At 69.9% G+C, this 20,466-nt stretch carries 20 protein-coding genes; 13 read left to right on the top strand and 7 right to left on the bottom strand.

Annotated features, from left to right (window positions below; all coding sequences use genetic code 11):
- Window positions 1-47: 47 nt before the first annotated feature.
- Both ASD69_RS18785 and ASD69_RS18790 read right to left on the bottom strand, forming a co-directional pair.
- Window positions 48-581, bottom strand: a complete 534-nt coding sequence (locus ASD69_RS18785; protein WP_056182105.1) for a carboxymuconolactone decarboxylase family protein — start codon at window positions 579-581, stop codon at window positions 48-50.
- A gap of 347 nt (window positions 582-928) precedes the next feature.
- The gene (locus tag ASD69_RS18790; RefSeq protein ID WP_055900689.1) at window positions 929-1,468 is read right to left on the bottom strand and encodes a peroxiredoxin; all 540 of its coding nucleotides are present in this window, start codon (window positions 1,466-1,468) and stop codon (window positions 929-931) included.
- A 178-nt stretch (window positions 1,469-1,646) separates the two neighbouring features.
- Between ASD69_RS18790 and ASD69_RS18795 the strand changes: the two genes are divergently transcribed.
- A complete protein-coding gene (locus tag ASD69_RS18795) occupies window positions 1,647-2,594 on the top strand; it encodes a LysR substrate-binding domain-containing protein (protein ID WP_056182108.1) in 948 nt (315 codons plus the stop codon).
- 58 nt (window positions 2,595-2,652) lie between these two features.
- Here ASD69_RS18795 and msrA read toward each other — a convergent pair whose 3' ends face one another.
- Window positions 2,653-3,312, bottom strand: a complete 660-nt coding sequence (gene msrA / locus ASD69_RS18800; protein ID WP_056182111.1) for a peptide-methionine (S)-S-oxide reductase MsrA — start codon at window positions 3,310-3,312, stop codon at window positions 2,653-2,655.
- Between the two features lie 285 nt (window positions 3,313-3,597).
- Between msrA and ASD69_RS18805 the strand changes: the two genes are divergently transcribed.
- On the top strand, window positions 3,598-5,247 hold the full coding sequence (locus ASD69_RS18805) for a peptide-N4-asparagine amidase (protein WP_056182117.1): 1,650 nt from the start codon (window positions 3,598-3,600) through the stop codon (window positions 5,245-5,247).
- A gap of 366 nt (window positions 5,248-5,613) precedes the next feature.
- Here the strand turns inward: ASD69_RS18805 and ASD69_RS18810 are convergent, their stop codons facing one another.
- Both ASD69_RS18810 and ASD69_RS18815 read right to left on the bottom strand, forming a co-directional pair.
- The gene (locus tag ASD69_RS18810) at window positions 5,614-6,132 is read right to left on the bottom strand and encodes an adenine phosphoribosyltransferase (protein ID WP_056182120.1); all 519 of its coding nucleotides are present in this window, start codon (window positions 6,130-6,132) and stop codon (window positions 5,614-5,616) included.
- 91 nt (window positions 6,133-6,223) lie between these two features.
- The gene (locus ASD69_RS18815; RefSeq protein ID WP_056182123.1) at window positions 6,224-6,502 is read right to left on the bottom strand and encodes a DUF2007 domain-containing protein; all 279 of its coding nucleotides are present in this window, start codon (window positions 6,500-6,502) and stop codon (window positions 6,224-6,226) included.
- A 236-nt stretch (window positions 6,503-6,738) separates the two neighbouring features.
- On the opposite strand from ASD69_RS18815, the gene ASD69_RS18820 reads away from it, so the two are divergent.
- The 7 genes from ASD69_RS18820 (at window position 6,739) to ASD69_RS18850 (ending at window position 13,619) form a co-directional block, all read left to right on the top strand.
- Complete coding sequence (locus tag ASD69_RS18820; protein ID WP_056182125.1) at window positions 6,739-8,496, top strand: glutamine--tRNA ligase/YqeY domain fusion protein; 1,758 nt, start codon at window positions 6,739-6,741, stop codon at window positions 8,494-8,496.
- Window positions 8,497-8,500: 4 nt separating this feature from the next.
- A complete protein-coding gene (locus ASD69_RS18825; RefSeq protein WP_082576640.1) occupies window positions 8,501-8,944 on the top strand; it encodes a hypothetical protein in 444 nt (147 codons plus the stop codon).
- 17 nt (window positions 8,945-8,961) lie between these two features.
- On the top strand, window positions 8,962-9,513 hold the full coding sequence (locus ASD69_RS18830) for a nucleoside deaminase (RefSeq protein WP_235567275.1): 552 nt from the start codon (window positions 8,962-8,964) through the stop codon (window positions 9,511-9,513).
- A gap of 121 nt (window positions 9,514-9,634) precedes the next feature.
- Window positions 9,635-10,705 (top strand): 23S rRNA (cytidine(2498)-2'-O)-methyltransferase RlmM, encoded by a 1,071-nt coding sequence (gene rlmM, locus ASD69_RS18835; protein WP_056182136.1) that lies wholly within the window; start codon window positions 9,635-9,637, stop codon window positions 10,703-10,705.
- 110 nt (window positions 10,706-10,815) lie between these two features.
- The gene (locus ASD69_RS18840; RefSeq protein ID WP_157499333.1) at window positions 10,816-11,517 is read left to right on the top strand and encodes a hypothetical protein; all 702 of its coding nucleotides are present in this window, start codon (window positions 10,816-10,818) and stop codon (window positions 11,515-11,517) included.
- Window positions 11,518-11,704: 187 nt separating this feature from the next.
- Window positions 11,705-12,205 (top strand): nuclear transport factor 2 family protein, encoded by a 501-nt coding sequence (locus ASD69_RS18845; RefSeq protein WP_056182141.1) that lies wholly within the window; start codon window positions 11,705-11,707, stop codon window positions 12,203-12,205.
- An 88-nt stretch (window positions 12,206-12,293) separates the two neighbouring features.
- Window positions 12,294-13,619 carry an MFS transporter gene (locus ASD69_RS18850; RefSeq protein ID WP_056182145.1) on the top strand — a complete coding sequence of 442 codons (1,326 nt, stop codon included), beginning with the start codon at window positions 12,294-12,296 and terminating at the stop codon, window positions 13,617-13,619.
- Here the strand turns inward: ASD69_RS18850 and ASD69_RS18855 are convergent, their stop codons facing one another.
- Both ASD69_RS18855 and ubiH read right to left on the bottom strand, forming a co-directional pair.
- The gene (locus ASD69_RS18855; protein WP_056182147.1) at window positions 13,620-14,813 is read right to left on the bottom strand and encodes an FAD-dependent oxidoreductase; all 1,194 of its coding nucleotides are present in this window, start codon (window positions 14,811-14,813) and stop codon (window positions 13,620-13,622) included.
- Window positions 14,810-16,069 (bottom strand): 2-octaprenyl-6-methoxyphenyl hydroxylase, encoded by a 1,260-nt coding sequence (gene ubiH / locus ASD69_RS18860; RefSeq protein ID WP_056182150.1) that lies wholly within the window; start codon window positions 16,067-16,069, stop codon window positions 14,810-14,812. The genes ASD69_RS18855 and ubiH overlap by 4 nt, the downstream gene beginning before the upstream one ends.
- Before the next feature lie 175 nt (window positions 16,070-16,244).
- Between ubiH and ASD69_RS18865 the strand changes: the two genes are divergently transcribed.
- The 4 genes from ASD69_RS18865 to ASD69_RS18880 all read left to right on the top strand — a co-directional run bounded on the left by ASD69_RS18865 (window position 16,245) and on the right by ASD69_RS18880 (window position 20,418).
- A complete protein-coding gene (locus ASD69_RS18865; RefSeq protein WP_056182154.1) occupies window positions 16,245-16,832 on the top strand; it encodes a hypothetical protein in 588 nt (195 codons plus the stop codon).
- Between the two features lie 13 nt (window positions 16,833-16,845).
- On the top strand, window positions 16,846-17,400 hold the full coding sequence (locus tag ASD69_RS18870; protein WP_056182157.1) for a cob(I)yrinic acid a,c-diamide adenosyltransferase: 555 nt from the start codon (window positions 16,846-16,848) through the stop codon (window positions 17,398-17,400).
- A 2-nt stretch (window positions 17,401-17,402) separates the two neighbouring features.
- A complete protein-coding gene (locus tag ASD69_RS18875) occupies window positions 17,403-18,323 on the top strand; it encodes a histone deacetylase family protein (protein WP_056182161.1) in 921 nt (306 codons plus the stop codon).
- 130 nt (window positions 18,324-18,453) lie between these two features.
- A complete protein-coding gene (locus ASD69_RS18880; protein ID WP_056182165.1) occupies window positions 18,454-20,418 on the top strand; it encodes an alpha/beta fold hydrolase in 1,965 nt (654 codons plus the stop codon).
- The last annotated feature ends 48 nt before the right edge of the window (window positions 20,419-20,466 follow it).

The following is a 20,466-nucleotide window of genomic DNA, read 5'->3' on the forward strand; positions in this document are numbered from 1 at the left end:
GGACGCGCGGACCGTTCGGGCCCGTACGCGCTGGAACCGGATGGCGATCAGGCCGCGCTCTGCTCCAGGGTCACCGCCACAGCGTGCACCACAGCACCAATCTTCAGTGCGCTCTGCACACCGAGAGCACTAATTTCGTGCTTACGCAGCACGCGCTCGTGCGAATCCATGCAGGCACCGCAGCCGTTGATCGCCGACACCGCCAGCGAGGCCAACTCGAAGGACATCTTGTCGATGCCGGGGTTGGCCATGATGTTCATGCGCAGGCCGGCGCGCAGCTGGCCGTATTCCTGGTTCTGGATCAAGTGGGTCGCGCGGTAGTAGATGTTGTTCATCGCCATCACCGCGGCGGCGGCGCGGGTGCCGTCCAGCTCTTCGGGCGAGAGCTGCTCGGCGGCGAAGGCTTCGATCGCGGCGACCAGCGGCTGGTAGCGCGAGGCGATCGCCGAGGCCAGCGCGATCGCGCGGATCTGCCTACCGTCCAGGCCCTGCGCGCCGGCGTCGCTGAGCACGCTGTCGAGGTTGAGCTTGAGGTCCTTGGCGTAGTCGGGCAGCGAGTTGCGAAGATCGGAAAGGCTCATCGAAGGGCTCCTGGATACGGCTGAATCGGGGGAGGTGCGCGGCGCGGCACCGACGCTGGCTGGCATGCGGCGCGCGGCCTGCGGCTGGCGGGCGATGGTGGCGCTGGGCGCGGGCGCCGCGGAAGGCGGCGCCGCGATAAAAAGCAGCCGGGGCGAACCCCGGCTGCGGGCATCCCGCACGGGAGGGAGGGGGAGCCGGGGGTGAAGCCGGCCCGCGTGCGGGTGTTGCCTGAAAAGATCTGCGCCGACCGCATACGCAGGCGGCGCAGGTGAAACCGGGCGACGCTAAGGGAGCCGGCCGCGACCCACGGAGATCCGCGGCCTGGCTCGCCGATCCGACTGACGGATCAGGCGACCTTCAGCGTGTTGTCGCCCGAGTTCCAGTTGCAGGGGCACAGCTCGTCGGTCTGCAGCGCGTCGAGCACGCGCAGGACTTCCTGCGGGTTGCGGCCGACCGAACCGTCGGTGACGTAGACGAAGCGGATGATGCCTTCCGGATCGACCAGGAAGGTCGCGCGCTGGGCCACGCCGTCTTCGCTGAGGATGCCCAGCGCCGAGGTGAGGTCCTTCTTGATGTCGGCCAGCATGGGGAACGGCAGGTCGCGCAGATCCTTGTGGTCCTTGCGCCAGGCCAGGTGCACGAACTCGCTGTCGGTCGACGCGGCCAGGACCTGGCAATCGCGGTCGAGGAACTGCTGGTTCAGGTCGCCGAAGCCCTTGATCTCGGTCGGGCAGACGAAGGTGAAGTCCTTCGGATAGAAGAACACCAGCAGCCACTTGCCCTTGTAGGTGTCGTTGTCGATGTCGGCGAAGGCGCTGTCCAGGCTCTCGATGCCGACGGTGGCCTTGACCTTGAATTTCGGGAACTTTTCGCCGATGGAAAGCATGCGTACGACTCCTTGATTAACGGATGGGAAGGGGGTGGAAAGGGGGTTGGATGCCGCGGACCGCATCCGATGAGGCTATGTTGCAGGACAGCATTTGATTAAAGAAATGAATTGTTCCTATGATGGCGATAGCCTATCTCAATGAACATTCGTTCTGAAGCCCTGAGCCGACCGCCGCATGAATCTTCGTGACCTCAAATATCTGGTCGCGCTCGCCGATCACAAGCACTTCGGTCGCGCCGCCGCCGCCAGCTTCGTCAGCCAGCCCACGCTCTCGACCCAGATCAAGAAGCTCGAGGACGAGCTAGGCGTGTCCCTGGTCGAACGCGCGCCGCGGCGGGTGATGCTGACCCCGGTCGGGCGCGATATCGCCGAACGCGCGCGCAAGGTGATCGCCGACGTCGAACAGATGAGCGAGATCGCGCGTCGCAGTCAGGACCCGGAAGCCGGCACCGTGCGCCTGGGCCTGTTCCCTACCCTCGGCCCCTACCTGTTGCCGCACGTGGTGCCGGGCCTGCGCAAGCGTTTCCCGCGCCTGGAACTGCTGCTGGTCGAGGAAAAGACCGATCAGATCCTGGCGCGCCTGCGCGACGGCCGCCTCGACGCCGGCCTGCTCGCGCTGCCGGTGCACGACGACCAACTGCACATCGAGCCCTTGTTCGACGAGCCCTTCCTGCTGGCGGTGCCGCAGCAGCATCCGATGGCGGGGCAGGATTCGCTGGAGCTGCACGATCTGGACGATCAGCACCTGCTGTTGCTGGAGGAAGGCCACTGCCTGCGCGATCAGGCCCTGGACGTGTGCCGCCTGGCCGGCGCCGACGAACGCGACGGCTTCCGCGCCACCAGCCTGGAAACCCTGCGCCAGATGGTCGCGGCCGGAGTCGGCATCACCCTGCTGCCGATGCTGGCGGTGCAGCCGCCGGTGCCGGCCTCGCCGGACATCCAGTTGCTGCGTTTCCGCGGCGATGCCCCGCACCGCCAGATCGCGATGCTGTGGCGGCGCAGCTCGGCGATGTCGGACTTCCTCAGCGAACTCGCCGCCGAACTGCGCAAGCTGCCGCAGGCGCTGCTGCAACCGCCCAAGCCGCCGGCCAAGGCGCGCCGACGCGCGGAACGCGCCAACTGAGGCGAGCATCGCGTGGCTTGCGCATGCTAGCGAGGCCCGCGCAGCGAACCTCGCCGGCTCAGGCGTCCACGCCGATCGGGCAGCTCACGCCGGTGCCGCCCAAGCCGCAGTAGCCCGTCGGGTTCTTGGCCAGGTACTGCTGGTGTTCGTCTTCGGCGTAGTAGAAGGTCGGCGCCGGAAACGCGATCTCGGTGCTGATCTCGCCGTAGCCGGCCTCGCGCAGGCGCGCCTGGAACGCATCGCGGCTGGCGAGCGCGGCACGGTACTGGCCCTCGTCGCCGCAATAGATCGCCGAACGGTACTGTGTGCCGACGTCGTTGCCCTGGCGCATGCCCTGGGTCGGGTCGTGGTTCTCCCAGAAGGTCTGCAACAGCGCGTCGAACGAGACCTGGGCGGGATCGTAGACCACCAGCACCGCCTCGGTGTGCCCGGTCTGGCCGCTGCAGACTTCGCGGTAGCTGGGGTTGGGCGTGTAACCGCCGGAATAGCCGACCGCGGTGGTGACCACGCCCGGCAAGGTCCAGAACTTGCGCTCGGCGCCCCAGAAGCAGCCCATGCCGAACTGCACCTGGGCCAAGCCGGCGAACGCATCGGGGCCGCCGCGCAGCGGGCGGCCGTGCACGTAGTGGGCGTCGTGCAAGGGCAAAGGCTGGTTGCGGCCGGGCAGCGCGTCCTGCGGTTGCGGAAGACGTTGTTTGTTGGCGCCGATACCCAGCATGTCCGACTCCGGTGCGATCACGGGGAAATCCGTGGCTCAGAAATGCGGCGCCGGGCCCGTTATTTCAAGGGTTTGCGGGCGCTGCCGGCGCGCGCCTTGCCCACCCGGAATGGCGACTCGCGCTGGCGATCGCGCGCCCATCGCCCGAACCGAGACCGCGTTCGCGGTCCGTCGCGCGCCATCGCAGGATGCTCGGCGGACGCCGCCCGGTCCGCAGGGGGATGCCGCCCCGGCGGCATCGCGACCGAGGCGAGGAATCTCCCGCCATCGAAGGAACCGACCCGAATGCATGCGAACGCGAGCTTGCGCGCCTGGTGCGCCACCACCCTGCTGTCCGCAGGACTGCTGCTGAGCGCCGCGCCGGCTTTGGCCGCCGACGAGTTCGGCGGCGATTGGGACGACCCGCGCACCGCCGACCCCGCGGTCGCGCGCCCGCCGACCGCGCATTGCACGGTCGAGATCCTCGACACCCATTTCGCCGACTTCGATTGGCACTACGGCCAGATCGCGCCGCCGGCCGCGTGTCCCGGCCCCTGGAACAAGGTCGTGCTGGAGGTCGACGGCGCGGTCAAGGGCGTGCAGTACGACCGCCTGGGCTATCTGCAGATCGGCGGCATGACGGTGTTCTCCACCAGCACCCCGGAGCCTTCGCGCGAAGGCATCCAGTGGCACGTGGAGAAGGACATCAGCGCCTACGCCAGCCTGCTGCGCTCGCCGCAGCAGGTGCGCATGTATCTGGGCAACGTGGTCAACGAAACCTACACCGGCGTGATCCACATCAAGGCGCGGGTGACGTTCTACAACGCCGACCGTCGCCATCCGGCCGTGGCCGCCGCCGACAGCATCGTCGCGCTGAGCGCAGAACGTCGCGACGGCGCCGATCTGGTCGGCGACATCGCCCTGCCCGCGAACGCGCAGCGCTGGCTGGCCGAGGTGTACGCCACCGGCTCCGGCGGCGGTTGCGAGGAGTTCTGGTACTTCACCGCGCCGCCGCAGGCCGACTATTCCTGTCCTGCGCAGAACGGGCCGTATCGCGAAGTGCAGGTGCTGATCGACGGCCGCGTCGCCGGCATCGCCATGCCCTACCCGCACATCTACACCGGCGGCTGGTCCAATCCCTTCCTGTGGTACGTGATGCCGGCGCCGCGCGCGTTCAACATCGAACCGATCCGCTACGACCTCACGCCCTACATCGGCCTGGTCAACGACGGCCGCCCGCACGAGCTGCGCTTCCGCGTGGCCAATCTGCCCGACGGTGCGTCCGGCTGGACCCTGCAACCCAATCTGCAGGTCTGGCGCGATCCGCGCCGCGCGGTCACCCGCGGCGGCCTGCTCAGCTACGAACTCACCGCGCTAGCCAACGATCCGGCCTATTCGACCCTGCCCGACGGTCGCCACCAGGTCGACACCCGCGGTGGTCATCGCCTGCGCGCGAGCGGCTGGCTGGAGACCTCCCAGGGCCGCGTGATCACCCACGTCGACCGCATCGTCGGCAATCGCAATCTGCACCTGTGGGACGAGGGCGAGTACCACGACGGCGTCAAGGGCGATTGGGACGACACCGAAACCGTGACCCGCATCGGCGGCGGCCTGCCCTCGCTGGCGGTGAACTCGCAGAGCTTCGGCTTCGACGGCCTGCTCAGCTTCGAGCCGGTCGAGGACCACTATCGGGTGACTACGCGGCTCAAGATCTACGACGACGCCAACGCCCTGCAGACGCCGGCGCCGGGCACGACGCCGCTGGCGCAGGTCAAGCGCAACCGCTTCGACGGCGAGGCCGGTTGGAACTACGGCGTGCCGCGCGATCAGCGCCATGCGGTGGGCCATTCGACGCAACGGCATCAGCGTTTCGGCAGCCAGGGGTGCTACGACCACGAGATCGGTCAGAGCAATGGCTTCGTCGACGTGGACAAGTACCGCTGCGGGCAGCCTTGAGGGTTCGAGACGTTCGCGCTGTGGGCGCGGCCCTCACCCCAACCCTCTCCCGCAAGCGGGAGAGGGAGCCGGTCGGTCACGAAGAGATCGGGCGGAGCAACGGTTTCGTGAATCTGGATAAGTACCGCTGCGGCCAGCCTTGAGGTACTCGCGCCGGTGGCGCGGCCCTCCCCCATCCCGCGCAAGCGGGAGAGGGAGCCGGTCGGTCGCGAATCGGCATCGTCGCGGTTCTGCGCTGATCGCGACGATGCGGCTCGCTTTCGGCTCGTCGCGACCTATCGGGGCGGTCGAGTCGTCAGGTGCCCCAGGCCCACCGTCGCGACAGCGGGCTGCGTCGCCACAGTGCCGGCGCAGGCGCAGGCGAAATCAATAACTCAACAAAGCATGCAGGCGCGCCGGCCCCTGCCAGCGCGCGCGCCCACCCAGGCCCGCCAGTTCGATCAGAACGCTCGCGCCCACCAGTTCGCCGCCCAGGCGCTCGACCAGGCTGCGCGCCGCGTCGAGCGTGCCGCCTGTGGCGAGCACATCGTCGACGATCAAGGCGCGCTCGCCCGGGCGCAGCGCATCGCTGCGCGCCTGCAGGCGGTCGCTGCCGTATTCGAGCTGGTAGTCCACCGACACCAGCGGCGGCGGCAGCTTGCCGGGCTTGCGCAGCGGCACGAAGCCGGCGTGCAGCTTCTGCGCCAGCGCCGCGCCGAAGATGAAGCCGCGCGATTCGATCCCACACACCGCCTGCACGCCGCTGCCCTGCCAGGGCTCGGCCAGCGCGTCGATGCAGCGCGCGAAACCGCCGGCGTCGGCCAGCAGGGGCGTGATGTCGCGGAACACGATGCCCGGCTTGGGGAAATCGGCGACGTCGCGGATCAGGGAGCGAATCGATTGCATGCGGGTCCTGCTGAAGAAAAAACGTGGGAATGCCGGCACCGGCCTGCGCGGGCGCCGAGTAAGTCGGGAACGGGCGTCGAACGCGGCCGGCTCAGGCCGGCAGCCAGCCGATCGCGCCGGGGTCGGGTTCGTCGTCCTGAGCGGCGTCGGCCTGCGCCGCCTGGCCCAGCGACAACTGCTCGACGACGTCGCGCGCCTGCGGCCAGGCCGCCTCCGGCACGCAGACCTGGACCATGCCGAACACCGGCAATTCGCCGACGCCGCCCAGCAGAGCCTCGCCTTTGAGGAAGACCGGGATCTCGACCGCTTCCAGGGCGTGCCGCACCAGGTGCGCGTCGATCAGATTGGCGGCTTCGTAGACGACCTTCATCGTCGCGATCCTTCGGCCCACCGGGCCATTCGGGTCCGTAACCAGCATACGCCGGCCCTGCCCGCTCCGGGGCAGGCGCGGCGCCAGCGGCGACCGCATGGCGGCCGCAGACGCGGTCGCCGTGCGCGCCGCGCCTACCCAAAACCACGGCACGGTTCCAGCCGCGCCAGTCCCGTCAGGGCAGGAAAACCCGCCAGAGGCTAAACTGGGCGTTCTCCCCTGCCTTCAAGTGCCGCATGTCCGTCGAGTCCGCCCCCGCCACCGATTCCGCCCCCGACGCCGCGCCGGTCAAGAACGACTTCATCCGGCAAATCGTTCGCGAGGACGTGGCCTCGGGCAAGCACGCGGCCATCCGCACGCGCTTCCCGCCCGAGCCCAACGGCTACCTGCACATCGGCCACGCCAAGGCGATCTGCCTGGACTTCGGCATCGCCCAGGAGTTCGGCGGGCGCTGCAACCTGCGCTTCGACGACACCAACCCGGCCAAGGAAGACCCCGAGTACGTCGCCGCGATCCAGGAGGACGTGCGCTGGCTGGGCTTCGACTGGGCCGAGCTGCGCCACGCCTCGGATTACTTCGAGGTGTTCTACCTGGCCGGCGAGAAGCTGATCCGCCAGGGCGACGCCTTCGTCTGCGACCTCAGCGCCGAGGAAGTGCGCGCCTACCGCGGCAACCTCACCGAGCCGGGCCGCAACTCGCCCTATCGCGAGCGCAGCGTCGAAGAGAACCTGGACCTGTACCGGCGCATGCGCGCGGGCGAGTTCGCCGACGGCGCGCGCACCCTGCGCGCCAAGATCGACATGGCCTCGGGCAACATCAACCTGCGCGATCCGGCCCTGTATCGGATCAAGAAAGTCGCCCACCAGAACACCGGCGACGCCTGGCCGATCTATCCGATGTACGACTTCGCCCATTCCCTCAGCGACTCCTGCGAAGGCATCACCCATTCGCTGTGCACGCTGGAGTTCGAGGACCACCGCCCACTGTACGACTGGTGCGTGGCCAAGGTCGATCTGCCCAACTCGCCCGAACTGCTGGCGCCGCTGCTGGCCCGGGGCCTGCCGAACGAGGCCGCGATCCCGCGCCAGATCGAGTTCTCGCGCGCCAACCTCAACTACACCGTGATGAGCAAGCGCAAGCTCATGGTGCTGGTGCAGGAGAAACTGGTCGACGGCTGGGACGATCCGCGCATGCCGACCCTGCAGGGCATCCGCCGCCGCGGTTACACCCCGGCTTCGCTGCGCCTGTGGGCCGAGCGCCTGGGCGTGAGCAAGCAGAACTCGGTGATCGACTATTCGGTGCTGGAAGGCTGCCTGCGCGAGGACCTCGACGCGGCCGCGGCGCGGCGCATGGCGGTGATCGACCCGCTCAAGCTGGTCATCAGCAACCTCGACGACGCGCACGAGGAATTCCTGCACTTCGCCAACCACCCGAAGGACGAAAGCTTCGGCGCGCGCCAGATTCCGTTCTCCAACCAGCTGTGGATCGAGCGCGAGGACTTCGAGGAAGTCCCGCCCAAGGGCTACAAGCGCCTGATCCCGGGCGGCGAAGTGCGCCTGCGCGGCGCCGGTATCCTGCGCTGCGACGAGGTGATCAAGAACGCCGCCGGCGAGATCGTCGAGCTACGCGGCAGCCTCGATCCCGAGTCGCGCCCCGGCATGGCCGGCGCCGACCGCAAGATCAAGGGCACCATCCACTGGGTCAGCGCGCGCCACGCGATCGCCGCCGAAGTGCGCCTGTACGACCGTCTGTTCGACGTCGCCGCGCCGGACGACGACAGCGACGGCAAGACCTACCAGGACCACCTCAACCCGAACTCGCGCCGCACCACCATCGGCTACGTCGAGCCGTCGGCCGCGCAGGCCGCGCCCGAGACCGCGTTCCAGTTCGAGCGCGTGGGCTACTTCGTCGCCGACCGCCACGACCACAGCCCCGCGCATCCGGTGTTCAACCGCAGCGTGACCCTGCGCGACATCTGGGCCAGCAAGGCTTGACGCCATGACGCGCCGACTCTTCGCACTGTTGCTGGGCACGCTGCTGCTGTCGCTACTGGCCGCGTGCTCCTCGCCCGCGCCTGCGCCCGCGGCCGCAACCGACGCCGCCGCGCCCACCGCCGCACCCGCGGCAGCGACGGCCGCGCCCGCGCCCGCGCCGCAGTTTCCGGCGCCGGGCCAGCATTCCGAGGCGCTGGAACCGGTGGCGATCGCGATGGACCTGAGCTGTGCCAGCGACAACGACTGCGTGGTCAAGAACGTCGGCAACTGCTGCGGCCAATTCAACGCCTGCGTCAATCGCGGCAGCCCGGCCGACCCCTCGGCGGTGATGGCCCAGTGCGCGAAGGAAGGCAAGATGTCGATGTGCGGCTCGCCGGTGATCGCCGGCTGCGCCTGCGTCCAGGGCCAATGCCGCGGCGTCGCCGCCCAGCAGGGAGTGCCGATGTGAGCGCCGCCCACGCCCCTTTGCAGGCCCGCGTCGAGCTGCTGCTGCCCGACTGGATCGACGGCGCGGTCGATCGCGAACGCCGCTATGTCGGCGACGAGGACAAGGTCGCCCTGGCGGTGGAACTGTCGCGGCGCAATATCGAGGTCGGCAGCGGCGGGCCGTTCGGCGCCGCGGTGTTCGACCACGACGGCCGCGTGATCGGCGTGGGCGTGAACCGGGTGGTGCCGCAGACCTGTTCGGTCGCGCACGCCGAGATGATGGCCTTCATGACCGCGCAGACCGCGCTGGGCCGCTACCGCCTCAATGAGACCGGCGCCATGACCCTGGCGACCTCGGCCCAGCCCTGCTGCATGTGCTACGGCGCCAGCTTCTGGGCCGGCATCGATACCCTGCTGATCGGCGCGCGCTCCGAAGACGTGATGGCGCTGACCGAGTTCGACGAAGGCCCGCTGCCGGCGGACTGGATCGGCGAACTCGAGCGCCGCGGTATCGCGGTGCGCCGCGACCTGCACCGCGACGCCGCCCGCGACGTGCTGCGGCGTTATGGCGAGAGCGGTGTGGCTTATTGAAGCCAGAAGTGAGCGTAGAGAAGTGAGGAGTGAGTAAAGGCCGTATGCTGGCGCGGGCTTCGTCTCCATCGCCCGTTCGCCGTTGCTCACTCCTCACTTCTCCAAGCCCACTCCTGCCCTTATGACTGAGCAAGCGCTGTTCTGCTGGTGCCGCGCCGGCTTCGAGCCCGAACTGGCGGCCGAACTCAACGAGCGCGCGGCGATCGCCGGCCACCCCGGCTACGCGCGCACCGAGCGCGGCAGCGGCTACGTCGAATTCCTGTGCGAGGACGCGGCCGCCTTGGCGCGCGCGCTGCCGCTGTCGCAACTGATCTTCGCGCGCCAGAAGCTGCTGCGCATCGCCGACCTGCGCGGCCTGGATCCGCGCGATCGGATCACCCCGATCCTGGCCGCGCTCGACGCCCAGATCGCGGCCGGCGCGGTGCCCGCGCTGTACGGCGAGTTGTGGGTGGAGCATCCCGATTCCGACGCCGGCAAGCCGCTGGCCGGCCTGGCGCGCAGCTTCGGCAACGCCCTGCGCCCCGCGCTGCGCAAGGCCGGCCGCCTCACCGCCAGCGACGACACGCAGCGTCCGCGCCTGCACATCGTGTTCCTCGACGGCGACCACGCCATGGTCGCGGTCGCCGATACCCGCGACGCCGCGCCCTGGCCCTTGGGCATCCCGCGTCTGCGCATGCATCCCGACGCGCCCAGCCGTTCGGCGTTGAAGCTGGAAGAAGCGCTGCTGACCCTGCTGGACGACGAAGAGCGCGAGCGCCTGGTGCGCGACAACATGCAGGCCGCCGACCTCGGCGCGGCGCCCGGCGGCTGGACCTGGGTGCTGATGCGCAACGGCATGAAGGTGACCTCGGTCGACAACGGCCCCCTGCGCCAGGCCTTGCTGGACAGCGGCCGCGTCGATCACCTGCGCGCCGACGGTTTCCAATGGCAGCCGCGCCGCACCGTGGACTGGATGGTCTGCGACATGGTCGAGCAGCCCAGCCGCGTCGCCGAACGCATGGCGACCTGGCTGCGCGAAGGCTGGTGCCGGCAAACCATCTTCAATCTCAAACTGCCGATGAAGAAGCGCTGGGAAGAAACCCGCGTGTGCCTGGAGCTGTTCGAGCATCAGACCCATCGGCCGTTGATCGTGCGCGCGCGCCAGCTGTATCACGATCGCGAAGAGATCACCGTGTACGCGCGCCCGCGCTGAGGCCCACGTTCATCGCGCATCGACGCGTTCAGCGGGCGTTTCGTTCGTATACATCGGATTGACCGCGTGGGGTCTAGGGTCGCCATTCCCCCACCCGCACGAAGGTCACGATGAATAGGCATGCCTACAAACGCGTCACGTCCCTGAGTCGGATCACCTTGCTGGCTCTGGCGATCGCCGCCACCGGCATCAGCACCCAGGCCGCGGCCCAGCAGGCCAAGTCCAAGGTCGGCGCTCAGATCAATGCGAGCACCGACGCCAAGGTCGCCGTGGACGATGCGCGCAATGCGCGCGACGATGCCGCTGCCGCGCAAACCGCCGCGCAAGCCGCGATCGCAGCGCGCAAAGCCGGCGCGGTCACCGAACACGGCGCGGCCACCGCGGCGGCCACCTCTTATCAAGCCAAGCAATCCTCGATCGACGCCCAGACCGCGGCGCAGCGCGCGGTGAGCGCGGCGCAGGAAGCGCAAGCCGCGCAGACCGCGGCGCAGACCGGCGCCAACCCGGTCGCGGCCGCCGCCGAAGCGGGCCAGGCCGCGCTCGCTGCGCGCGACGCCAGCAGCGCGGCCGCCGATGCCAGCCTGCGCGCGCAGGCCGCCGCCGACGCCACCGCTCAGGCCACCACCGCGCCGCCGGCATCGCGCGCCAGCGTGGGCTACCGCATCGACTTCCCGGTCCTGGACGGCGATCGCGACGGCCGCATCAACCGGGCCGAAGCCGGCGGCCACGCGGCGCTGACCGCCGACTTCCTGCTGCTGGATGTCGACGGCGACGGTTACCTGAGCCCGCGCGAACTGGAAGGACGGATGTAAGCGGCAGGCGCGCGACCGGAACGATCCGGTCCGTCGCGCTCCCACGCGGCATCGCGACGCCCCGAGCGCTCGGGGCGTCGCGCATTGCCTTGCGGACCTCGGTCCGTGTGCCTTTTGTCAGATGCGGCCATGCGCGGGCTGCGTATAGTCGGGCGGTCGCCAGCTATCCGCCCCTTACGAGACCCGCATGAACCAGCTCATCCCGCTGATCGCCGCCGCGCTCATGGTCGTGGCGCCGGGGGCATACGCCGCATCCGCGACCACCGCGCCGGCGACCCATCCGGCCGCCGATCCGCTGTTCGACACGGTCTCGGCCTTGGACGCCGCGGTGTTCGATGCCTTCAACACCTGCGACAAACCAGGGCAATTGCAGAAGCACGCCGACTACTTCGACGAAGGCGTCGAGTTCTATCACGACAACGGCGGCGTCACCTGGTCGCGCAAGGACATGCTCGCCAACACCGAGAAACACGTGTGCGGCCACTTCCGCCGCGAGCTGATACCCGGCAGCCTCAAGGTATTCCCGATCAAGGACTTCGGCGCGATCGCCCAGGGCTCGCACCGCTTCTGTCAGTTCGACAGCGGCCGCTGCGACGGCATCGCCGATTTCGTGATCGTGTGGCGGCTGAAGGACGGGGTCTGGCAGATCACCCGCGTGCTCAGCTACGGGCACCGCCCGAACACCTGAGCGCGGGTCGCGAAACGCAAACCCGGGCGCACGCGGCGCGCGGGCTTTGCCGTACATTGCCGGTTCCGTCCGCCGCCGCCCACGCCCGATGACCGATCTCCCCGCGTCCCCCGCGCCCGCCGCACGCGCCCTGGATCGCAAGGACCTGCGCACGCTGTCGCTGGCCGCATTGGGCGGCGCGCTGGAGTTCTACGATTTCGTCATCTTCGTCTTCCTGACCGAGAGCCTGCGCCAGCTGTTCTTCCCGCCCGACATGCCGGGCTGGCTGTCGACCCTGCAGGTCTACGGCATCTTCGCCGCCGGTTATCTGGTGCGACCGATCGGCGGCATCGTCATGGCCCACTTCGGCGACCGCTCCGGGCGCAAGCGCATGTTCACCCTCAGCGTGTTCCTGATGGCGCTGCCGACCCTGGGCATCGGCCTGCTGCCGGTGTACGCGCAAATCGGCATCGCCGCGCCGCTGTTGCTGCTGGCGCTGCGCATCGTCCAGGGCATCGCGATCGGCGGCGAAGTGCCCGGCGCCTGGACTTTCGTGGCCGAGCACGTGCCGCCGAACCGGGTCGGCTTCGCCTGCGCCAGCCTCTCGGCCGGGCTCACCGCCGGCATCCTGATCGGCTCGCTGATCTCGGCCGCGGTCAACACCTGGTTCGCGCCGGCGCAAGTGCTGGACTGGGCCTGGCGCCTGCCGTTCCTGATCGGCGGCGTGTTCGGTTTCTTCGCCGTCTACCTGCGGCGCTGGCTCAGCGAGACGCCGGTGTTCACGGCCATGCGCGAGAGCCGCCAGTTGGTGCAGGAACTGCCATTGAAACGGGTGCTGCGCGAGCACGCGGGCGGCGTGGCCTTGTCGATGCTGGTGACCTGGCTGCTGACCGCCGCGATCGTGGTGATCATCCTGATGACCCCAACCATCGTGCAGCAGCGCTTCGGCATCGCGCCCTCGCAGGCCTTCCTCGGCAACAGCCTGGCCGCGTTCTGCCTGACCCTGAGCGCGGTCGGCGCGGGCCTGCTCGCGGACAAGATCGGGCGCGCGCGCGCCCTGCTGATCGGCGCGCTGGGCGTGCTGCTGAGCAGCTACGCGCTCTACTACGACCTCAACCACGGCGCCCAGCATTTCCTGCTGATGTACGCGCTGGCCGGCACCTTCGTCGGCGTGGTCGGGGTGATCCCGGCGGTGATGGTGGCCGCGTTCCCGGCGCCGGTGCGATTCTCGGGACTGTCGTTTTCCTACAACGTCGCCTATGCGGTGTTCGGCGCCAGCACGCCGCCGCTGTTGGCCTCGCCGTGGATGCGCGGGCTGGGCGGCATGGCGCCGGCCTACTACGTGATGGCGGTGGCCGCGATCGGCGTGGCGGTGGCGCTGTACCTGTTGCTCAGGCGACCGCCGTCCTACGTGGGTGAGGCGCCGCGCGCGTAGTCACACGCCCGCGGCGCGGCGCCAGAATGCGTGGGTGACCGGCGGCAGCTTGCCGGCCAGGCCCAGCAGCGGGCCGCGCAACAAGGTCGCGGCGACCGCGTCGTTGGAGAACAGGCGATTGAGGCCGTCGAAGCCGTAGGCGGCCAAGGCGTTCTCGCTGCGGCGTTCGCGTTCCCAGCGCTGCAGGCGGGTGGCGCCGCCGGGATCGGCACCGCGACGTTGCGCGCCCGCTAGCACGCCGCGCAGCGCGGCGATGTCGCGCAGGCCCAGGTTCACGCCCTGCCCGGCCAGCGGATGCACCACGTGCGCGGCGTCGCCGGCGATCGCGACGCGGCCGCTCACGTACTTTTGCGCGAGCTGTCGGCGCAAGGGAAACGCGACCCGCTTGGACACGCCCGCGATCGCGCCCAGGCGCGCGCCGAAGGCATGGCCGAGTTCGCGCAGGAAATCGGCTTCGTCGATGTGGAGCAGGCGCTCGGCCTCGGCATCGGGCAGGGTCCAGACGATCGAGCTGCGGCGCCCGTCGTGCCCGGCGTAAGGCAGGAACGCGAGCGGTCCGGTCGGCAGGAAACGTTGCCAGCAGGTCGCCTGATGCGGGAGTTCGTGATCAACGAAGGCGACCAGGCCGCGCTGGCCGTAGTCGTGCGCCGGCGCCTCGATGCCGGCCAGGCCGCGCAGCTGCGATTCGGCGCCATCGGCGCCCAGCACCAGGCGCGCGCGCAGGCGGTTGCCGCTGGCCAGCAGCAGTTCGGCGCTATCGCCCTCGGGCGTCTGTTCCAGGCCGACGACTTGTTCGGGGCAATGCAGGCGCACGCCGGCAGCCGGCAGGGCCGCCCACAGGCGATCGACCAACAAGCCGTGTTCGACGATCCAACCCAGTTCGCGCCGGCCGAAGGCGTCGGCCTCGAAGCCGAGCTCGCCGCCGCCGGCCGCATCCCAGACCCGCATCGCGCGATACGGCTGCGCGCGCGCGTCTAGCACGCCGCGCCACACACCAAGATCGTCGAGCAGGGCCGCGTTGTCGGGCGCGAACGCGTACACGCGCAGATCGGGCGCGTCCTCGCGCCAGCGCGGCGGCTCGCGGCTTTCGACCAGCGCCACCTCCAGACCGTCGCGCGCGAACGCCAGCGCGGCGGCCGCGCCGACCACGCCGGCGCCGACCACGATCACGTCCAGCGGACCGCGCCGGCTCATGCCTGCGCTCCGCGGCACAGCGCGGGCACGTCGCCGCGATAGCCCATCGCGCCGCCGACCAGATAGGCCTGCACCGATGGCAGACGGTCGGCCGCGAACAAGCCCAGGCTGCGCAGCGGCCGCAGCAGCGGCGATGCGTTGGCGGTGACCCGGGCCAGTCCGTCCGAGAAGGCGATGGTGCGTTCGCGGTCCTCCTGGCGGCGGCGCTCGTAGGCGTCCAGCAGGGCCGGTGCGCCGCAGTCGGGCTCGCCCGCCGCGGCGCGCGCCGCTTCGATCAGTTCGGCCAGGGTCAGCGCGTCGCGCAGGCCCAGGTTGAAGCCTTGCGCGCCGATCGGGTGGATGGTCTGCGCGGCGTTGCCGATCAGCAGCGCGCGCGCGCCGACCCGGCGCTGGGCGAGCACGCGGATCGCCGGATAGGCGTTGCGCGCGCCGCAGGCGAGGAAGCGGCCGACCCGCCAGCCGAACGCGTCCTGGGCCTGGGCCAGGAAGCCGGCTTCGTCCAGGCCCGCGACCGCATCGGCCTGCTCGCGTCGCACGCCGTGGACCAGGCCGTAGTGGCCGTCGCCGCGCGGCAGCAGCGCGGTCGGCCCGCCTTCGCCCAGACGTTCGTAGGCGGTGCCGTCGGGCGCGCGCTCGGCGCGCAACCGGGTCACGAACAGGGTCTGCTCGTAGTCGTGTTCGTCCACGCCTATCCCCAGCGCCTCGCGCACGCCGCTGCGGGTGCCATCGGCGGCGACCAGCAGGCGCGCGCGCAGCACGCGCTCGCCGGCGCCGTCGGCGACCCGCACCGCGCGGATGCTGCCGTCGTCCTCGGCCAAGCCCACGAAGCGCACCGGACGGTAGCGCAGCAGCCGCGGCAGCTCGGCCAGGCGCGCTTCCAGGGCCTCGCCGAAGTCGCGCGCGGTCACCACCCGGCCGAATTCCTCGCGGCCGTAGCGGTGCGCGTCGAGCAGGCTGCGGCCGAAATCGCCGCGCCGGCTGATGTGGATGCGACGGATCGCGCCGCTGGGCGTGCGCAGCTTCTGCAGCACGCCCAGCGCGCCCAGGGCGTTGACGGTGGCCTCGGCGAAGCTGAGGTTGCGCTCGTCGAACACCGCCGGCAGTGCGCCCGGCGGCGCGGCCTCGATCAGGCCGACGCGCAGGCCGCTGCGGTCCAGGGCGATCGCCAGGCTGGCGCCGACCAGGCCGCCGCCGACGATCAGCACATCGTGGAGGGTCTGCGCCGGATCGGAGGGCGCGTGGGCGTCTTGATTCATGCGTTCATGATACGACCGCGCCCGCGGCGAATCCGTGGCCGTCGCGCGCATTCGCGCTTTCGCGCCCCGCCGACATCCTCCGATCAAGCACTTAGCGGCCGGATACGGCACTTTCGCCGCAGGTTCCTTAGAATGGCGGGATTGGCGCGCCAGTCCGGCGTCGGGAGCCTTAGCCATGAAGCCCACCACCCAACGCAGTCTGATCCTCGCCCTGCTGGCCTTGTTGATGGTCGCCACACGCGTCAATCACTGGGCGCCGATCCCGGACGCCTCCTGGGCGGTGTTCTTCATCGGCGGCTTCTACCTGCGCCAGTGGACGCGCTGGGCGTTCCCGGCCCTGATGGCGCTGGCGGTGGCGGTGGACTACGCGGTCATCACCGGCCAGGGCCAGAGCTTCTGGCAGCACTACTGCGTGTCGGCCGCGTACTGGTTCCTGGTGCCGGCCTACTTCGCGATGTGGGCCGGCGGCCTGTTCGTCGCGCGCCATTACTCGCGCAGCTGGCGCACCCTGGCGGTGACCGCGGTGGCGCTGGTCGCCTCGACCCTGGTCTGCCAGTTGCTCAGCCAGGGCAGCTTCTACTGGCTGTCGGCCTCGGTGGCCGAGAAGACCGTCGCCGGCTGGGCCGCGAACTACGTGCAGTGGCTGCTGCCCTACATGCAGACCGCCGCCACCTACGTCGGCATCGCCGCGGCCGTGCACGCGATCGTCGTCGCGGCGGTCAAGCCGACGACGGCCAACGCCGACGTCGCCAAGCCGCGCTGATCCGCGTCGGGCGATGGGCAACCGTCTCTCCAAGATCTACACCCGCACCGGCGACGACGGCAGCACCGGCCTGGGTGACGGCAGCCGCGTGGCCAAGGATTCGGCGCGGGTCGGCGCCTACGGCACGGTCGACGAGGCCAACTCGACGATCGGCCTGGTCCTGGCCAGCGAGCTGCCGGACGCGATCCGCGGCCAGCTGGTCGCGATCCAGCACCAGATGTTCGACCTCGGCGGTGAGCTGTGCATCCCCGGCCACGCCGCGATCTTCGATGCCGACATCGATCGCCTCGAGCAGTGGCTGGACGCGCATAACGAAGACCTGCCGCCGCTGAAGGACTTCATCCTGCCCGGCGGCGGCGAAGCCGCGGCGCGCTGCCACATCGCGCGCACCGTGGTCCGCCGCGCCGAGCGCGAGACGGTGGCGTTGTCGCGCCTGGAAGACGTGCGCCCCGAGGCCGTGCGTTATCTCAACCGCCTCTCCGACCTGTTGTTCGTGCTGGCCCGCGTGCTGGCGCGTTCCAGCGGCCACGGCGAGGTGCTGTGGAACCACGAGCGCCGCAAGGGCTAGCGATGCGCGTCTACACGCATCCGGCCTGCACGCGCCACGACCCGGGTCCGGGTCATGCCGAGCGGCCGCTGCGTCTGGTCGCGGTCACCGAGGCCCTGCGCGAATCCTTCGACGGGCTGGATTGGCGCGAGGCGCCCAGCGCCAGCCGCGGCCAGTTGCTGCGCGCGCACGACGACGCCCTGCTGGCGCTGGTGCTGGACACGCCGCTGGACGGGCCGATGCAACTGGATCCCGACACCGTGCTCGCGCCGGGCTCGGCCGAAGCCGCCCTGCGCGCGGCCGGCGCCGGCGTGGCCGCGGTCGACGCGGTGCTCAAGGGCGAGGAGACGCGCGTGTTCTGCGCGGTGCGCCCGCCCGGCCACCACGCCACCGGCTCGGCCGCGATGGGCTTCTGCCTGTTCAACAACATTGCCGTCGCCGCCGCCCATGCCTGCGACAAGCACGGCCTGGCGCGGGTGGCGGTGATCGACTTCGACGTCCACCACGGCAACGGCACCCAGGCGATCTTCGACACCGATCCGCGCGTGCTGTACGTGAGCTCGCACCAGATGCCGCTCTACCCCGACACCGGCTACGCCGACGAGCGCGGGATCGGCAACATCATCAACGCGCCGCTGCCGCCCGGCGCCGGCAGCGAGACCTTTCGCAAGGTCTGGCGCGAGCGCCTGCTGCCTGCGATCGACGCGTTCCGGCCGCAGCTGGTGCTGATCTCGGCCGGCTTCGACGCCCACCGGCGCGACCCGCTCGCGCAACTGGAACTGGACGGCGACGACTACCGGTGGATCACCGCCGAACTGGTCGCGATCGCCGACAAACATGCGTTGGGGCGCGTGGTTTCCATGCTCGAAGGCGGTTACGACCTGGCCGCCCTGCGCGAATGCGCGGTGGCCCACGTGGGCGCGCTGCTGGCGCCTGCGCGCTGATCGCAACCGCCGGCCCGGGCTAACCGCGGCGGCGCCGGCCGGCCTATATTCGCAATCGCCTTCCCTCGCGGCGACGGACCCGGTCCGTGGCCGCGCCACCGTTTCCGCGACTGCCTACAAGGACCGTTCCATGACACGCTCCGGTTTCTCCCGCACCCCGCTCGCCCTGGCCCTGGCGCTGGCCGCGCTGATCCCCGTCACGACCGCTACCGCCGCGACGCCCGCGACCGCGACCGCGGCCACGCCCGCGACGGCGCTGCCGTCCAAGCAGTACCGCATCCAGGACTTCATCGACACCGTCGGCGTGGCCGGCGCCTCGTTCTCGGCCGACGAATCGCGGCTGCTGTTCTCGTCCAACAAGTCCGGCATCTGGAACGCCTATTCGATGCCGGTGGAAGGCGGCGAATGGACGCCGGTGACCCGCTCGACGGTCGACAGCACCTATGCGGTGGCCTATTTCCCGCACGACGACCGCGTGCTGTTCACCCGCGATCAGGGCGGCAACGAGCTCAATCACCTCTACGTGATCGGCGCCGACGGCAAGGAGCGCGACCTCACCCCGGGCGACAAGCTCAAGGCCTCGTTCGAAGGCTTCAGCCACGACGGCAAGCACTTCTACGTCAGCAGCAACGAACGCGACCCCAAGGTGTTCGACCTGTACCGCTACGCCAGCGGCGACTATGCGCGCGAGCTGGTCTATCGCAACGCCGACGCCTACCAGCTCGGCCCGATCTCGGCCGACGGCCGCTGGATCGCCCTGGCCAAGCCCACCACCACCAACGACGCCGACCTGTTCGTGGCCGAGCTGGGCGGCGGCCAGGCCACCAAGGTCTCCGCGCACACCGGCGAAGCCATGTTCACCGGCCAGGACTTCAGCCCCGACTCCAAGTGGCTGTACTACACCGCCAACGACCAAAGCGAGTTCGCGCAGCTGCGCCGGGTCGAGGTCGGCACCTGGAAGCACGAGCCGGTCCAGAAGACCGACTGGGACATCACCGACAACTATTTCTCCCACGACGGCAAATACCGCGTGGTGGCGATCAACCAGGACGGCAGCACCGCGATCCAGGTGTTCGACTACGCCAGCGGCAAGCCGGTCGCGCTGCCCAAGCTGCCGGCCGGGGAGATCCGCAACGTCAGCATCTCGCGTTCGGAAAAGCGCATGGCGTTCTACCTCAACGGCGACCGCCAGCCCAACGACCTGTACACGCTCAGCTTCGGCGGCCAGCCCAAGCAGCTGACCCGGTCGCTCAATCCCGCCATCGCCGCGACCGATCTGGTCGACTCCAGCGTGGTGCGTTTCAAGAGCTTCGACGGCATGGCGATCCCGAACATCCTGTGGAAGCCGCACCAGGCCACTGCGCAGGCCAAGGCGCCGGCGCTGGTGTGGGTGCACGGCGGCCCGGGCGGCCAGACCACGCGCGCGCACAGCGCGGTGATCCAGTACCTGGCCAACCACGGCTACGTGGTGCTGGGCATCAACAACCGCGGCAGCTCCGGCTACGGCAAGACCTTCTTCGCCGCCGACGACGGCAAGCACGGCCGCGAGCCGCTGCAGGACACGATCTCGGCCAAGAAGTACCTGCAGTCGCTGGACTACGTCGACCCGGACCGCATCGGCATCATCGGCGGCAGCTACGGCGGCTACATGACCGTGGCCGCGCTGGCCTTCCATCCCGACGAGTTCAAGGTCGGCGTCGACATCTTCGGCGTGACCAACTGGCTGCGCACGCTGGAGAGCATCCCGCCGTACTGGGAAAGCTTCCGCCTGGCGCTGTACAAGGAGATCGGCGATCCGGCCACCCAGCGCGATTTCCTGATCGCGACCTCGCCGCTGTTCCACGCCGACAAGATCAACAAGCCGCTGATGGTGCTGCAGGGCGCCAACGACCCGCGCGTGATCAAGCCCGAGTCCGACGAGATCGTGGCCGCGGTGCGCAAGAACGGCGTGCCGGTGGAGTACGTCGTGTTCGACGACGAAGGCCATGGCTTCAGCAAGAAAAAGAACCAGATCGAGGGCTACGGCAAGATCCTGAACTTCCTCGACACCTACCTGAAGGGCGACGGCGCGCCGCCGCGCACCGGCCAGCCCTGAGCCCGGGCGCGGCGCAGTCCGCGTGCCATGCCGCATCCGCCGCCCGGC

Origin of the sequence: Lysobacter sp. Root604, from assembly GCF_001427505.1 — a bacterium.
Classification (GTDB): Bacteria; Pseudomonadota; Gammaproteobacteria; order Xanthomonadales; family Xanthomonadaceae; genus Lysobacter.

Excerpts from the sequence above, each read along its gene's own strand:
- msrA (WP_056182111.1), bottom strand. The coding sequence starts at position 3,312 with ATGCTGGGTATCGGCGCCAACAAACAACGTCTTCCGCAACCGCAGGAC.
- ASD69_RS18845 (WP_056182141.1), top strand. The coding sequence starts at position 11,705 with ATGAACCAGCTCATCCCGCTGATCGCCGCCGCGCTCATGGTCGTGGCG.
- ASD69_RS18785 (WP_056182105.1), bottom strand. The coding sequence starts at position 581 with ATGAGCCTTTCCGATCTTCGCAACTCGCTGCCCGACTACGCCAAGGAC.
- ASD69_RS18840 (WP_157499333.1), top strand. The coding sequence starts at position 10,816 with ATGAATAGGCATGCCTACAAACGCGTCACGTCCCTGAGTCGGATCACC.
- ASD69_RS18805 (WP_056182117.1), top strand. The coding sequence starts at position 3,598 with ATGCATGCGAACGCGAGCTTGCGCGCCTGGTGCGCCACCACCCTGCTG.
- ASD69_RS18790 (WP_055900689.1), bottom strand. The coding sequence starts at position 1,468 with ATGCTTTCCATCGGCGAAAAGTTCCCGAAATTCAAGGTCAAGGCCACC.
- ASD69_RS18825 (WP_082576640.1), top strand. The coding sequence starts at position 8,501 with ATGACGCGCCGACTCTTCGCACTGTTGCTGGGCACGCTGCTGCTGTCG.
- ASD69_RS18880 (WP_056182165.1), top strand. The coding sequence starts at position 18,454 with ATGACACGCTCCGGTTTCTCCCGCACCCCGCTCGCCCTGGCCCTGGCG.
- ASD69_RS18855 (WP_056182147.1), bottom strand. The coding sequence starts at position 14,813 with ATGAGCCGGCGCGGTCCGCTGGACGTGATCGTGGTCGGCGCCGGCGTG.
- ASD69_RS18820 (WP_056182125.1), top strand. The coding sequence starts at position 6,739 with ATGTCCGTCGAGTCCGCCCCCGCCACCGATTCCGCCCCCGACGCCGCG.
- ASD69_RS18875 (WP_056182161.1), top strand. The coding sequence starts at position 17,403 with ATGCGCGTCTACACGCATCCGGCCTGCACGCGCCACGACCCGGGTCCG.
- ASD69_RS18850 (WP_056182145.1), top strand. The coding sequence starts at position 12,294 with ATGACCGATCTCCCCGCGTCCCCCGCGCCCGCCGCACGCGCCCTGGAT.
- ASD69_RS18815 (WP_056182123.1), bottom strand. The coding sequence starts at position 6,502 with ATGAAGGTCGTCTACGAAGCCGCCAATCTGATCGACGCGCACCTGGTG.
- ubiH (WP_056182150.1), bottom strand. The coding sequence starts at position 16,069 with ATGAATCAAGACGCCCACGCGCCCTCCGATCCGGCGCAGACCCTCCAC.
- ASD69_RS18810 (WP_056182120.1), bottom strand. The coding sequence starts at position 6,132 with ATGCAATCGATTCGCTCCCTGATCCGCGACGTCGCCGATTTCCCCAAG.
- ASD69_RS18795 (WP_056182108.1), top strand. The coding sequence starts at position 1,647 with ATGAATCTTCGTGACCTCAAATATCTGGTCGCGCTCGCCGATCACAAG.
- ASD69_RS18870 (WP_056182157.1), top strand. The coding sequence starts at position 16,846 with ATGGGCAACCGTCTCTCCAAGATCTACACCCGCACCGGCGACGACGGC.
- rlmM (WP_056182136.1), top strand. The coding sequence starts at position 9,635 with ATGACTGAGCAAGCGCTGTTCTGCTGGTGCCGCGCCGGCTTCGAGCCC.
- ASD69_RS18865 (WP_056182154.1), top strand. The coding sequence starts at position 16,245 with ATGAAGCCCACCACCCAACGCAGTCTGATCCTCGCCCTGCTGGCCTTG.